Below are 14,369 nucleotides of genomic sequence, written 5' to 3'. Positions count from 1 at the left end.
AAATACTTGTCCCTTTTTCGCCATAGAAAGATCCCCTCCAAGTGTCACTCGAACCTCCATGATACCATGAAGGTTTTTTTGAGTGTCTACTTAAAGGGGATAATATCACTGGGAGCAGGTTTTCCTCACGTTCGTTATCGTCAATTGTCATTCTCCAAATAATAAGCTAAGCTGAGCAATTCCGTCGTAAAATCGGCATGATGGATGCGAACCTCGCTCGGCACCTTCAGAATGATCGGCGCAAAATTCAAGATCGCCTCGACGCCCGCTTCGACAAATTGGTCCGCAACGGCTTGCGCCGCCGCGGCTGGGACCGTAATGATGCCGATGCGAATATTGAATCGTTCCATCGTTTCTTTCAATTCATGCATCGGCTGGACATGCAGGTTGTTAATCGGTTTGCCGAACTTTTCCGGGTGGATGTCGAAGATCGCGACGATTTTCATGTTGTCCCGCAAGTAGGCGTTGTAATTGCTCAGCGCATGGCCCAAGTTGCCGGCGCCTACGAGCGCGATGTTGATTTGCTGGTCGATCTTTAATATTTGCCGGATTTTTTCGATCAAATACGCAACGTCGTAACCGATTCCTTTCCGTCCGAACTCGCCGAAGTACGCCAGATCCTTGCGAATTTGCGCCGGGTTCAAATCCAGCTTCACGCCCAAATCCTGCGAAGACACGGTTTGGACTTCCCGCATGCTCAGCTCATTCAGAAACCGCAAGTAAATCGGCAGCCTTCGCACAACCGCTTCCGATATTTTCAACGTCTTCACATCGTTGCCTCCTCTTCTTCCGGTTCGAACCATTGCTTAATGCGCGGCACGAGCTGATCCAGCCGCATATGTTCGATTTTTGGCCCCGGGAGGGAGTATAAAAAATGTTTGCCGTAGTAGGCTTCGATCACACGGGTATCGTAAATAATGACGATGCCGCGGTCGCGCGTTGTCCGAACGAGTCTCCCGAAACCTTGCTTAAAGCGGATTACCGCTTGCGGCACGGATAACTTCATAAACGGGTTTTGGTTCATTTTCTGCAAGTTTTCCGACTTGGCCTCGATCACCGGATGGTTCGGCGGCTGGAACGGAAGACGGATGATGGCTAGACAAGTAAGCGCATCGCCCGGTATGTCAACGCCTTCCCAGAAGCTGCTCGTGCCAAGCAATACGGCAGCGCCCGTTTCTTGAAATCTTCTCGTCAGCTTGCTGCGATTCCCGCTGTCAATGCCTTGACCGAGCACGTGGATGCCCGCCTGCGAAAGCGCGTCCTTTAGCGGCTGATAGACTTGCTTCAGCATCTTATACGAAGTAAATAAGACGAGCATCCGTCCCTTCGTTTCGATCGCCACTTCGCTCAGCGATTTCACCAGCGTTTCGATGTAATGGGCGTCGCCTACCGTGCCTTTCACGTTCGGGAAGTCGCGCGGAATGCAGACGAGCGCTTGCTTACGGTATTGGAACGGCGAGGACAGCTGAACGGTCTTCAGCTTGCCCGTATTTTCGCTGCCGCTTAGTCCAAGCTGCTCGCAAGCATACTGGAACGACTTGTGCACGGACAAAGTAGCCGACGTCATAATGACGCTTTCTTTCGCCTCGAAGAAATAAGTTTTCAGCTGCTCGCTTACGTCGACCGGTACTGCGTAAAGATGTAGCGATTTGCTGCGGTACGCGGCGTTTGCTTCAATCCAATACACATCGTTCGGATTGCTCATTTTCATGAACAATCGAAGCCCGTCGCGAAAACGGTACAAATCGTTAACCGCACCGTTAATGTTCGTCAGCTGGCCTTGGATGTCCAATTCATCGTTGTCGTCTTCCTTTAGCTCCGTCATCCATCGTTCCAGCGATTTCAAGCTATCGGTTAATTCCGTATAAATGTTGCCTTCCGTCACGAGCAGCGTTTCCCATTCCTTCGGCGGCTGATCGGGTCGAATCCGGTAAACGAATTGCCCTTCGTTTTGCGACGGATCGGTTTTCTCCATCATAAGCAGGTACAACAGCTCGGTTAGCTTATCCCATTCCTCTTTGACCGCGATCAGCTTCGGCACGATACGGTCGATTTCCGCCACCCGCTCTTCCGTCTTCGCATGCTCCAGCTTGCCGATTTTGAATTTTAAGGTGGGCAATTGGCCGCTGCGGTGATCTTTGTACAAATATTGAAGCACGTTCACGGGCTGAAAATATTGCAGCTGCAAGCCGAGATGCTTGCTCGCCACTTCCTCCAGATGGTGCGCTTCGTCGATCACAAGCTGCTCGTATGCGGGCAGGACGCGATTCTCCGCCTTTACATCGGTAAACAACAAAGAATGATTCGTAATGATGACATCGGAAATATTCGCTTCATGACGAGCTCGGTGATAGAAGCATTTCTTATACCAAGGGCAAGCCCGGTTCAGACAGGAATCCGTGTCGCTGGCAACCGTACCCCAGAAGTCGCCGCCTTTCTGTCCGAAATGCAGCTCTTCTTCGTCCCCCGTCGTCGTTTCGCCGAGCCAGACAATCATTTGCGCCGCCGTCATCAAATCCTCGCGCGGATTGACAAAATCGTTCGTATTGATTTTATTCTCGAACTTGCGCAAACATAAGTAATGGCTACGACCTTTCAGTACGGCAGCTCGGAAGGATACCGGAAACAAGGACTCCAGCAGCGGAATATCGCGTTGCCGCAGCTGTTCCTGCAAGTTGATCGTGTGCGTGCTGACGATTACTTTTTTATCGTTCTGGATACCATAGAACAAAGCCGGGATTAAATAACCGAGAGATTTGCCCGTGCCGGTTCCCGCTTCAACCATCAAGTGGTTGCTGCCGGCAAACGATTCGAATACTTTCCCGATCATTTCTTCCTGCGAAGCCCGAGGCTCATAGGTCTCGAACTGCTGCTGAAGCCGCTGCTTGAATTGCTCGTAGAAATCGGCAAAAGTCTCATCCCGAAGCGGATTAACCAATTCGTCGCCGCGTGCCGGCTCTTCTTCCGTCCATTCCTGCACTTTGATCGTAAACTGGCGGAAATAACGGTCCGTATCCGGATCGATTGCGGTGTTGACTTCCTTCTGCTGCCTTACGCCGTGGATAAACCAGGCAAGATCGCTGGAATCGCCTTCGAACATGTAGGAAAGCCTTTGCAAAGTCAACAAAGGCAACGATGCGAGCCGCTCCATGCAGCGCTGCCAGATGATCGCGGTGACGAGCGCATCGCTGTCCGCCTGATGCGGCCTTTCATGCTCGATGCCGAATTCCGCGCATACCGCCGACAACTGATAGGTCGACAACGACGGATACAAGATGCGTAAAAATTCGATCGTATCCAGCACACGTCCGTTATAGGGCATATATCCGCATTTGTCGAGCGCCTGCTGCAGGAAGCCGACGTCGAACACCGCATGGTGTCCGACGATGATTGTTCCTTCGAGCAGCGGAACGAGCTCCATCATCATCTCGTCAAGCGTTGGCGCATCGGCTACCGTTTCAGCGGAAATGCCGGTCAACTGCGTAATAAACGGGGGAATTTCGATATTCGGTTTAACGAAGGATGTATAAGTTCGGCTAATTTGTAATTGTTCATCAATAACGACAAGACCAACCTGGATCAATTCGTCCGCAGGTTGGTTTCCTGTCGTTTCAAAATCGATAACGGCAAATTTCATCGGTTCACTCCTGCTAATGCGTTAAGCCGCTCCCATATTGCAGCGTACCCTGATTATACGCACAAACCTCCAAATTAATCAACGGGTCCGATAAGGTCGGGTCGGTTTTATGTGCCAGCTGAAAATAATGCTCCGCCATCTCCGGATGGCGGTTCAGCATTTGAATGCAGCCGAGCGCATTGTAAGAAATCGCCTTTAGCCGGACGTTGTCCGTCATCGGAATAATGAATTTAAAATGGCGGTATGCTTCGTTGCCGTCGCCGATCTTTAAGTAAGACATGGCCAAATATAAACGGGCGACGATAAAATCCGGTTGGGTTCGAACGACCTGCTCGAACAATTCGATCGCCTGCCGAAACATAAACAATTTATAGTAGCCTTGCCCTTTAATGAAGCTTTCGTCGCAAGCGCCTTGCTCGAATTTACCAATGGAGTCGTACTCGTACATTTCCGATTTCAACGCGGGCTCCGCTGTTTGAGACGCAGAATGACTCGGCGCATTTTCATAAAATTGAGCCATCTTTTCCTCAAACGAAAGCCATTGCTCGATCACATGATCGCTCATCGATTTCAAGACGGATAATTGTTCGTTCAGCTTTTTTTTCTGCGAGACGGCTGCGGTCGGGTAATGCTGAATAATGTTGTCAAGCGTCTGGTTCATCGAATCGAATAAGTGCTGAAACATCGCATGCATCCCACCTTAAGCAAAGTGAATTACGGTTATCGCAGTCGGTACCCTCATTCTTTGTTCAAGGCGGACATTTCATACCCCGTTCCATCGTTTACATAGGCGTGACAAGCGATTGAACGGATTACATGATGGTGGCGTGGATTTCTTCGTCCAAAGTGCGGATGACTTTGTTCCCTTCCCCCATGATGGCAACCTTCGGCTTATAGCTGCGAGCCTCATCGTCGGTCATCATGCTGTAGGCGATAATGATTACCGTGTCGCCGGGTTGTACAAGTCGTGCCGCGGCGCCGTTCAGGCAAATGACTCCGGAACCGCGTGGTCCTGGTATCACGTATGTTTCCAGCCGCGCACCATTATGGTTGTCGACGATTTGTACCTTTTCGTTCGCCCAAATGTCCACGAGATCCATTAAATCCTCGTCGATCGTAATGCTCCCGACATAATTCAAATTGGCTTCCGTTACGGTGGCACGGTGTATTTTGGATTTCATCATTGTTCTAAACATTGCGGCACCTCCTGGTCATGATCGTTGTAATAGACAATTGTCGATAAGCCGTGTTTTCCCGAATTTGACGGCAAGAGCCACAAGCAGAGTCTGATCGATATCCGCTCGATCCAATGACGGATCAACAGGCTGCAGATCGGGAAAAGTAACCAACTCCGCATAATCGATGACAGCCAGCGGCGCCAATTTGAGCCGGTTAATAACCGCTTCAAGCAGTTGACCAGCTGTGATCCGCTCTCGATTGAGCCACAACTGCTTGGCAAGGACGAGAGATTCGGATAGCACGACCGCTTGCTGCCGCTCCTCCGGGCTTAAATAGACGTTGCGCGAGCTCATGGCGAGGCCATCCGGCTCGCGAAGCGTAGGGCAAGGAACGATGTCGACATTGATGTTCAGATCGTTCACCATCTGCTGGATGACGGCGACCTGCTGCGCGTCTTTCATGCCGAAATAAGCTTTGTTCGGCTGCACGATATTCAGCAGCTTTGAAACGACGGTCGCTACGCCGTCGAAATGTCCCGGACGCGATGCACCGCATAGCGATGCCGTTACTTCGGATACCGTTACCGTCGTTCGAATCGGCGTCGGATACATTTCCGCCACGGATGGAACGAATGCCACGTCGACACCCGCCTTCTCGGCAATCGCCAGATCCCGTTCCATATCGCGAGGATAACGGTCAAAATCTTCATTCGGTCCGAATTGCAACGGATTGACGAAAATGCTGATCACGACAACGTCACATTCTTCTCTTGCACGGCGGATCAAACTTGCATGCCCCTCATGCATATAACCCAATGTGGGAAAGAAACCGATGGTCGTTTGGCCGCCGCTAGCTGTGCGCTCTTGTCTCCGGGCATTCAAATGCTCGCGCAGTTCCCGGATCGTCGTAAATACGTTCATGATTTAACCGTACCTTCCTTCCCCGGTGTAGGGACGCCGCCCCCGCTTCCGTAAAGCGAAGCGACCGTATCTTCATCCATCGAAAAAATATGGGATTCGTCGGGATACTGACGCTCTTTGACCTCACGTACATATTCGGCAATGGCGCCGCGTATTTGTTCTCCGATATTCGCATAAGTTTTGACGAATTTTTTCTCGAAATACGGCGACGCATATTGCAAAATATCGTGGAACACCAGCACTTGGCCATCGCAGCCTCGGCCTGCTCCGATCCCGATCGTCGGAATAGACAGCCGGCTCGTAATATGAGCCGCAACTTCTTCCGTAACAAGCTCAAGAACAATCGCCGAAGCGCCTGCCCGTTCAAGTGCGAGCGCATCTTCGAGCAGCTTCTGTGCGTCTTCGGCATGCTTGCCCTGTACTTTGTACCCGCCGATTTGATAAACCGACTGCGGGGTTAAGCCCAGATGGCCGATCACCGGCACTCCCGCTTTGACGCAAGCATCTACCGCCAGGCAAATTTCGGCGCCGCCTTCCATCTTGATCCCGTTGGCATGGCCTTCCTGCATTAGGCGCGCCGCATTTTTTAACGTTTGATCGACTGACCCGTGATACGTGAGAAACGGCATGTCTGCGACGATGAAGCTTTTTTGCGAAGCTCTGGCTACAGCTCTTGTATGATATACCATGTCGTCGAGCGTAACGGGAATGGTCGAGTCGTACCCAAGCACGACGTTGCCGAGCGAATCGCCAACCAGAATGACGTCAACCCCCGCTTCTTCCGCAAGCTTCGCCGACGGATAGTCGTATGCCGTAATAAAAGAAATCGGCACGCGATCCTGTTTCATTTTTTTTAACCGGGTAACACTCATGCGGCTCATACCGTTCTCCTCCTTGTCATATGTAGATCTGCTTTCCTTCTAGAAAAAAACAAAAAACCTTTTAGCCGACGCTAAAAGGGTACCAATACCAAAAAGGATCGCTGTCCTTCTGTCTCGGTCCCTTCGGCTCAGAGCAGAATCAACTAGCGCAACATTCGCGCATATGAAGCTAAAAATTCAACATGTTTTCAACATGCCCATCTTCGCAAAGTGCAATTCGTTTCCGATATCGCCTCGCGTCAATCCGTCGCATGTTACCAAAAGTATATCAAAATCATCCTCCGCCGTCTATCGCTAACTGTTCCTGATTTGGAATTGAACATCGCCGGAATAAACGTGGACGTATTGTCCATCCGCATTGCGTACGATTAACGCGCCGTGGTCATCCAAACCCGTCGCTACGCCTTCGACAAGTCCTCCCGCAGTATCGACTCTGACGTTACGGCCTAACGTGACGCAGGAGGCTTCCCACAAGGTGCGAATCGGCGCGAAACCTTGCTCATGGCATAGCTCGTAAAGCACCTCGAATTCTTGCAGAAACGCGCAAATCAACGCTTCGCGATCGATCCGTTTACCGGATTCGATCATCAGCGAGGTCGCTTTTTCTTTCAACTCGTCGGAATAGTCCTCAGCGGCAATATTCGCGCTAATTCCGATGCCCGCAATGACGTGAACCAGTCTTTCGTCCTCTGCATTGGATTCCAAAAGAATGCCCGATATTTTTTTGCCGCCGATCAGCAGATCGTTCGGCCACTTGATATCGACCTGCACGTCGATCATCTGCCGAATGGCGCGATGAAGCGCAACCGCCGCCAGCAGCGTCAGCTGCGGGATAAAATGCATCGGTAAGCGCGGCCGTAGCACAATGCTCATCGAGATGCTTTTGCCGCTAGGCGAATACCAAGCACGTCCCATTCGGCCTCGCCCCGCCGTCTGTACCTCGGCCAAAACGATCGTTCCTTCCGGAGCTCCTTCGCGCGCCAATTGATGAGCCAATGTCTGGGTCGAAGGAAGCGAATCGAAATGCTTGATATTGCGTCCCATCGTTTTGGTAGCGAGACGCGACAGTAAAGATACGATGTCGAGTCGCTCCGGCTTGCGAGTAAGCCGGTACCCGCGGCGAGAAACGGCTTCGAATTCGTAGCCTTTGGCGCGCAATGACTGAATATGCTTCCAAACCGCGGTCCGGCTGCATTCGAGGTGGCGGCTTAACATCTCGCCCGATACGAACGCATCGGGGTTCTCGTCGAACAATTGAAGGATTCGTTCCATCATGAAAAGATCAACTCTCTATGTTTAATAGCGTACTCGATTAAATCTTGTTTCCGATTGGCGATCCGGCCAAGCGCGGCTTGCTCGAGCAGCATCCGGAGCGCGGCGCCGACTCGGGGTCCGGCAAGTTCCGAGCCCAAATGCCGCACTAATTCATCTCCCGTAACCTGAAGCTCTCGAAATGACCGTACCTGAACTTCTTCTAACCAATGTTCGCCCTCAGACCGCAGCACGGCAATTTTCGCTTTCACGGCTTCACTTGCATGCCGCATAAGATTAGATTGCGCATGTTTGTTCTCGTGATGCATAAGTTGGAGCCAATCCGACAAAGGGGCTCGTCCATATTGAAGGGAGATCAGCTTCCAACCGTCTTGTAACCGCTCGGGATCTTCATTTAGTCCTGTGACGGATGCATGAACCTCCAGCAGCTTGCAAATTCGTACGATCTTCGTCTTGGAAAAGGTCATGCGCTCGAGTAGCCGTTTCCCCTTAGACGCATCCACGTTCAGATGCATAAGCAGGCAGGACCACCGAAGCTCTGCCTCGTGCAGTTCTGCCAGCTTTAAATTTGTGCGTTTGCAACTTGAGGAAGGAAGCTCGAGATCAACCTTCGTATACCGAAGGAGCCGGCTACGTTCCAGCAAGCCAATGCCCCGATCCGGGTCCGGCCCTTCCATGATCCGGTCCAGCTCACTGCGGATACGTTCCATTGCAATATGCTTAAGCAGGCCGCGATGATGGAGCAATGCTTTCCACGTTGAGTAAGCCGCTTCATATCCATAATTGGCCGCAAACCTTACGCAGCGCATCATCCGCAGCGCATCCTCTTGAAATCGCTCGTCGGCGTTGCCGACGCATCGGATCCGCTTCCTGCGAATATCCTCTTGTCCCCCGTACGGATCAATCAGAGCTCCACGATCATCCATCGCCATGGCGTTGATCGTAAAATCGCGCCGCGCCAAATCCATGCCGACATCGCCGACAAATTCGACGCTGGCCGGACGGCGATGAAGCTCATAGGCCGACTCGGTACGAAATGTCGTCACTTCAAAAGCATGTTTCGGCATAATGACCGTCACCGTGCCATGCGCGAGCCCGGTCGGCACCGTTTTGTCGAATACACGAATGACCTCCTCGGGATGGGCGGACGTTGTAATATCGATGTCTTTGACAGGCCGTCCCAGCAGCATGTCGCGCACGCAGCCGCCTACCCAATAAGCTTGATGTCCATTCGATTGGAGCCGTTCTACAACCTGCCTCGCTTCCTGCTTCATCGACGTTTCTATGTTCAACCGCCACACCCCGTCAAGATCGAATCCGGTTTAGCCGCAATTCACTTCCCTTTCGGGCATCGGAATGCCTAAAACACGGTAATAGATTTGTTCGTATTGCGCCGTAATCAGATCGTTGCAAAACCTGAATCGCGCACGATCCAGGCAAGCCTGAGAAACGTTGGCATAATAGGTCTCGTCCGAAAGAAGCTGAACGGCGTAATCCGCCATCGCCGACGTATCGCCGATCGGTGCGAGGAATCCGGTCTCGCCATGCGTAACTAGCTCCGGTATGCCCCCGGCTTGCGAGCCGATCGTAGGCACGCCGCATGCCATAGCTTCTAGGGCGACAAGTCCGAAGCTTTCTTTCTCCGACGGCAGCAGCATGACGTCCGCCAGAGAGATCACTTGAGCCACATCGTCCTGTTTCCCAAGAAAATGAACGCGATCCTCAATGCCCATCGCCTTGATCTTGCATTGAACCTTCGGCAAGTCCGGCCCTTCACCTACAAGCAGCAGACGGGATGGAATCTTCTCGTTCGTCTTGGCGAAAATATCGACGACGTCGCTTACCCGCTTCACCGGTCGGAAATTCGAAATATGCATTAATATTTTTTCATCGGGCGATGCAAACTCCGAACGAAGATTATTGCAATCTCTCGGATAATAAATACGTTTGTCGACGAAATTGTAAGTCAGATCAATCTCCTTGTCGATCGAAAGCAAGGAGCGAGTTTCGTTGATCAAATCCTGCGAAACGGCAGTCACCGCATCGCTTTCATTAATGCCAAGGCGAATCAAGTCGCTCAGAGATTCGTCCTGCGCCAGTACCGTAATGTCGGTACCGTGAAGTGTTGTAACGACCTTCAAATGATCGCCGACCATCTTCTTGGCAAGATAGGCGCACACCGCATGAGGCACGGCATAATGCACGTGCAGTAAATCCAGTTGCTGCATGTTGGCGACTTGAGCCATCTTGCTCGCCAAAGACAAATCATATGGCGGGTATCGGAACACGTAGTAGTCGTTTACTTCGACTTCGTGGTAAAAGATATTTTTCTGAAATTTGCCTAACCGAAACGGGATGCTGTGTGTAATAAAATGAACCTCATGCCCTAGTTCGGCCAGCAGCTTGCCGAGCTCCGTCGCGACAACGCCGGAGCCTCCGAGAGAGGGATAACATGTGATCCCGATCTTTAATTTGTCTCTCATCGATTGACCTCCTGCTCATAATCGATGCAGGGCATTTTGCGTCGTAAGCGCCCGAGGGTAGTGCGTTCCGCTCTTAAAACAACTCCACCGCATAGGGCTGTTTCGTTACGAAGCCTTCGGCATAAGAAACGAGCCTTTTTTGCCCCAGCATCTTGTCTCGCGCTTCTACACGTTCGATATAGCCTTGATTGAGTGGCGTCCTTACGAAATCGGCGCCTTCGCGCGGCGGTTCGAATTGCGACCTGTACGCGCGCAGCGCCTCGATTTTGGCATCATAGCATGACGAAACATCTACAATCAGATCGGCTTCGTGCAAATCGTTAATAAAATAAAAATAAAACTGCTCGACGGTAACCGGCTCCAGATCCGGAGCGTATTTGCGCAGCTTCGCATTAAAAACGGCTTCCTGCACGAGCTTGCTGCACATGACATGGTCCGGATGGCGGTCCTGCCAATAAGGCGCAAAAACAATGCGCGGGCGATGCTTGCGAATTTCCCGCGTGATCGCTAAGATGTGCTCCGGAGTCACGAACAAGCCGCGGTCCGGCAACCTCAGATTCGAACGCATCGTTAAACCAAGAATGCGGGAGGCGTCCTCCGCTTCCCCGATTCGGCGTTCGACCGTTCCGTTGGACGACATTTCGGCATAGGTCAGATCGCATATACCTATGCGGTAACCGGCCGCGGTATGCTTGGCGATCGTCGCCCCCATGCCGATTTCGGCGTCGTCGGCATGAGCCCCGAATATAAGAATATCGAGTTCCATTATTGTTCACCCGGCTTGTATTTATGGACAAGCTCACGCCATGCAAAATCGCCGCGGTCCAAAGCCTTTACCAAAATTTCCGCGGTGGCGATATTCGTTGCAACAGGAATGCCTTGCACGTCGCAAAGACGAAGCAGTGCGATAATATCCGGCTCGTGAGGCTGCGCCATTAGCGGATCACGAAGGAAAATGATGAGATCCATCTCGTTTTGCGCGACCAATGCACCGATCTGTTGATCCCCGCCGAGCGGTCCGGACATGAAACGATGAATGTTCAGCTTCGTTTGCTCCATAATGCGCGAACCCGTTGTCCCGGTCGAATAAAGCTGGTGCCCATGAAATACGTGCTCGTATGCGATAACGAAATTCACTATTTCGTCTTTTTTGCGATCGTGTGCGATAAATGCGATTTTTAGCATGGCTTTCTGTTCTCCTCTAAACGCTGCGTTAGTCGATGAAATGTTCGAAACCGTAAACAAGACCCGTGTAGGTCATCACCTTCTTGACCGCTACGGCGACACCCGGCATGTATCCCGCGCGATCGTACGAATCGTGCCGGATTTTGAGCGTTTGTCCGAAGCCTCCGAAAACGACCTCCTGCTGGGCGAATACGCCCGGAAGCCGTACGCTATGTATGCGGAAGCCGTTATATAACCCGCCACGCGCGCCTTCGATCGTTTCGACTTCGTTCGGGTTGCCTTGGCGAAGCTCCTGGCGCGCTTCCGAAATCAGCTCGGCCGTCTTGATCGACGTTCCCGACGGCGCATCCAGCTTCTGGTCCCCGTGATATTCGATAATTTCGAGATGGGGAAAATATTTGGACGCTTGCGCGGCGAATTTCATCATTAGAATCGCCCCGATCGAAAAGTTCGGCGCGATCAATCCGCCGATTTCACGCTCTTTGCAAAGCTTGTCCAACTCTTCGATTTGCTCCGGCGTAAATCCTGTCGTACCGATGACGGGACGGACTTTATGTTTAATCGCGATCATCGTGTTCGCATATACGGAATGCGGCGTCGTAAAATCAACGAGCACATCCGGCTTGCTCTCGACGAGCGCCAGCTCCAAATCGTTTTGTACCATTATGCCGCATGCATCCATGCCGACCATACGACCGGCATCGACGGCACCCGCCCTCGAAGCGATGGCGGCGACTAGCTCCAGCTCAGGGTCTTCCAGCGCCAGCTTGACGACTTCCCGCCCCATCCGGCCTGTTGCTCCAGCTACTGCTACCCGAATTCGTTGTGTCATTGTATTCCACCTATTCCCTTCGCTTATAAGTGCAAAAAAGCTTTTAATTTGGTTTGATAATCGTTCATGAGCTTATTCGCGGCGGCATGCTGCGGGTCAAGCTTCAAAGCTTCGCGAATCGCTTGTATCGCTTGTAAATAATCGCCTAGCTCGCTGTACGATATGCCAAGCAGCAAATAAGCTTCGATCGATAACGGATCGAGCTCGATCGCACGGTTCAAGTCAAATACCGCTGAATGCGGCATCGCGGGTTCTTGCTGGAGCGCCTTCTCGGCCGATTGCATCCAACGCTTGGCCTGCAAATGCTGTTGGTGTGCGCGATATTCCTGGCGCACCGGGTCCAGCCTGATCGCGAGTTCGGCATGCTCGAGCGCCTTGAACAACCGATTGCTGCGCGCGTACGATACCGACAGCTTGAAATGGTAAGAAGCGTTCGCCGGCTCAAGCGCAATCGCTTGCTCGAAATGACCGATCGCCTGCTCGAAGTCATTGCTTAAGATCGATTCGTATGCTTTCTTGATGAAGTATTCGCCGTTCATACCAACCACCTCGGGGCTTTCATGCAATCCTGCAGAAAAGGAGATGATATAGCATATGAACGCTAAGGTTGTTCTGTGTCCAGTTTCGTCCAGCGATCGGCGTCTCGCGTACTGAACTTATGTAACACTTGGTCGTGCGCTTTCGTCAAATCGATGCCCAAAGAATTAGCGAAGCAAATGACGATAAACAAGATATCGCCCAGCTCCATCTCGATCGAATTCTCGGCCTCCGTCGATTTCTTCGGTTTCTCGCCGAACTGGTGATTGACCTCTCGCGCAAGCTCGCCAACCTCTTCCGTCATCCGGGCCAGCATCGCGAGCGGGCTGAAATATCCTTCTTTATACTGCGAAATGTAACGATCTACTTCTCGTTGCATTTCGGAAAGAGACTTTTCGGTCATGAAGATCCCTTCCTATGGAGTCAAATTGTACACGGCTGTGTTAACCTCTATGTTAACGTAAAGGCGCTTTGAAAACAAATCATTTTTTGATAAACAAAAGAAAAACGGTATAATGAGAGCGGGCTTATTCGGCTATTTTCATAACAGGGGGATCGGCATGAACACCAGTATTTTTACCGCGCAGCTTCGTACTTTTATTCCGATCGTCATCGGTACCGCCATTTATGCATTTGGCCTGCATTACTTCGTCATACCGAATCAGCTCATGGAAGGCGGCATAACCGGTATATCGTTGCTCTTGAATTATGCAATGAGCATTCCGCCGTCGTATACGACGCTGCTATTGAACATTCCTTTGTTCTTCCTGGGATGGCGCATCCTGGGACGAAGGGCGATTCTGCTCACCGTTTTCGGAACCGTGTCCTTGTCTTTTTTCCTTTGGGTGATGGAGCGGCTCATTCGATGGGGACTTGTCGTCCCGCTCCATGCCGAGAACGACTATATTCTCGCCGTCTTATATGCCGGGGTAACGCTTGGAGTAGGCCTTGGTCTCGTTTTCCGTTTCGGCGGCACGACCGGCGGCTCGGACATCATCGCCCGCATCTGCAACAAAAAAAAGGGCTGGAGCATGGGACAGGTCATTCTGGCGATTGACGTCATTGTAATCGGCGGCTCTTTGTTCTACATCCCGAAAGAGAAAATTTTATATACGTTTGTTGCGGTGTTTATCGCCTCGAAGATGATCGATTTCATTCAGGAAGGCGCATACGCAGCCAAAGCGTTTACGATCATCACAGATCTCGGACCGCAAATCGCCGATGTCATTACGAAGGAAATGGATCGCGGCGTCACGCTCATACCCGCGACGGGCGCTTATTCCAAAAAAGCGAAGGAAGTCGTTTATTGCGTCGTATACCGACACGAGATGCGACGGCTGAAAACGTTGGTACGATCGATTGATTCTCGCGCTTTTATCATTATAAATGAAGTGCACGATGTTCTTGGCGAGGGATTTCGAGAGGAATAACGTGTCCCTTTCT

The 14,369-nt window shown here is 51.6% G+C and carries 15 protein-coding genes; 1 reads left to right on the top strand and 14 read right to left on the bottom strand.

Annotated features, from left to right (window positions below; all coding sequences use genetic code 11):
- Positions 1 to 140 precede the first annotated feature (140 nt).
- From AC0LWM_RS13175 to AC0LWM_RS13110, 14 genes are all read right to left on the bottom strand, one after another.
- Positions 141 to 770 (bottom strand): redox-sensing transcriptional repressor Rex, encoded by a 630-nt coding sequence (locus tag AC0LWM_RS13175; protein ID WP_474675401.1) that lies wholly within the window; start codon positions 768 to 770, stop codon positions 141 to 143.
- Complete coding sequence (gene dinG, locus AC0LWM_RS13170; protein WP_474675400.1) at positions 767 to 3,637, bottom strand: ATP-dependent DNA helicase DinG; 2,871 nt, start codon at positions 3,635 to 3,637, stop codon at positions 767 to 769. The genes AC0LWM_RS13175 and dinG overlap by 4 nt, the downstream gene beginning before the upstream one ends.
- Before the next feature lie 13 nt (positions 3,638 to 3,650).
- Positions 3,651 to 4,322 (bottom strand): tetratricopeptide repeat protein, encoded by a 672-nt coding sequence (locus tag AC0LWM_RS13165; RefSeq protein WP_474675399.1) that lies wholly within the window; start codon positions 4,320 to 4,322, stop codon positions 3,651 to 3,653.
- 127 nt (positions 4,323 to 4,449) lie between these two features.
- A complete protein-coding gene (gene panD / locus AC0LWM_RS13160) occupies positions 4,450 to 4,833 on the bottom strand; it encodes an aspartate 1-decarboxylase (RefSeq protein ID WP_474675398.1) in 384 nt (127 codons plus the stop codon).
- Positions 4,834 to 4,848: 15 nt separating this feature from the next.
- Positions 4,849 to 5,736 carry a pantoate--beta-alanine ligase gene (gene panC / locus AC0LWM_RS13155; protein ID WP_474675397.1) on the bottom strand — a complete coding sequence of 296 codons (888 nt, stop codon included), beginning with the start codon at positions 5,734 to 5,736 and terminating at the stop codon, positions 4,849 to 4,851.
- A complete protein-coding gene (gene panB, locus AC0LWM_RS13150; RefSeq protein WP_474675396.1) occupies positions 5,733 to 6,617 on the bottom strand; it encodes a 3-methyl-2-oxobutanoate hydroxymethyltransferase in 885 nt (294 codons plus the stop codon). The genes panC and panB overlap by 4 nt, the downstream gene beginning before the upstream one ends.
- A 294-nt stretch (positions 6,618 to 6,911) precedes the next feature.
- Positions 6,912 to 7,892, bottom strand: a complete 981-nt coding sequence (locus AC0LWM_RS13145) for a biotin--[acetyl-CoA-carboxylase] ligase (protein WP_474675395.1) — start codon at positions 7,890 to 7,892, stop codon at positions 6,912 to 6,914.
- Complete coding sequence (locus tag AC0LWM_RS13140; protein WP_474675394.1) at positions 7,889 to 9,181, bottom strand: CCA tRNA nucleotidyltransferase; 1,293 nt, start codon at positions 9,179 to 9,181, stop codon at positions 7,889 to 7,891. The genes AC0LWM_RS13145 and AC0LWM_RS13140 overlap by 4 nt, the downstream gene beginning before the upstream one ends.
- Positions 9,182 to 9,211: 30 nt before the next feature.
- Positions 9,212 to 10,372, bottom strand: coding sequence for an N-acetyl-alpha-D-glucosaminyl L-malate synthase BshA (gene bshA / locus AC0LWM_RS13135; RefSeq protein ID WP_474675393.1), 1,161 nt, complete (start codon positions 10,370 to 10,372; stop codon positions 9,212 to 9,214).
- 73 nt (positions 10,373 to 10,445) lie between these two features.
- Positions 10,446 to 11,138, bottom strand: coding sequence for a bacillithiol biosynthesis deacetylase BshB1 (bshB1, locus tag AC0LWM_RS13130; RefSeq protein WP_474675392.1), 693 nt, complete (start codon positions 11,136 to 11,138; stop codon positions 10,446 to 10,448).
- The gene (gene mgsA, locus AC0LWM_RS13125) at positions 11,138 to 11,557 is read right to left on the bottom strand and encodes a methylglyoxal synthase (RefSeq protein ID WP_474675391.1); all 420 of its coding nucleotides are present in this window, start codon (positions 11,555 to 11,557) and stop codon (positions 11,138 to 11,140) included. Before mgsA ends, bshB1 begins: the two co-directional genes overlap by 1 nt.
- Positions 11,558 to 11,585: 28 nt before the next feature.
- Positions 11,586 to 12,389, bottom strand: a complete 804-nt coding sequence (gene dapB, locus AC0LWM_RS13120) for a 4-hydroxy-tetrahydrodipicolinate reductase (RefSeq protein WP_474675390.1) — start codon at positions 12,387 to 12,389, stop codon at positions 11,586 to 11,588.
- A 23-nt stretch (positions 12,390 to 12,412) separates the two neighbouring features.
- A complete protein-coding gene (locus tag AC0LWM_RS13115) occupies positions 12,413 to 12,928 on the bottom strand; it encodes a tetratricopeptide repeat protein (protein WP_474675389.1) in 516 nt (171 codons plus the stop codon).
- Positions 12,929 to 12,990: 62 nt separating this feature from the next.
- Positions 12,991 to 13,329 carry a nucleotide pyrophosphohydrolase gene (locus AC0LWM_RS13110; RefSeq protein WP_474675388.1) on the bottom strand — a complete coding sequence of 113 codons (339 nt, stop codon included), beginning with the start codon at positions 13,327 to 13,329 and terminating at the stop codon, positions 12,991 to 12,993.
- A 157-nt stretch (positions 13,330 to 13,486) separates the two neighbouring features.
- On the opposite strand from AC0LWM_RS13110, the gene AC0LWM_RS13105 reads away from it, so the two are divergent.
- A complete protein-coding gene (locus AC0LWM_RS13105) occupies positions 13,487 to 14,356 on the top strand; it encodes a YitT family protein (RefSeq protein WP_474675387.1) in 870 nt (289 codons plus the stop codon).
- Positions 14,357 to 14,369 lie beyond the last annotated feature (13 nt).

The sequence above is a fragment of the Paenibacillus sp. sgz302148 genome (genome assembly GCF_056120465.1).
The sequence above is the reverse complement of the archived record's forward strand: the minus strand, read 5'-3'. Positions and strand labels throughout refer to the sequence as shown.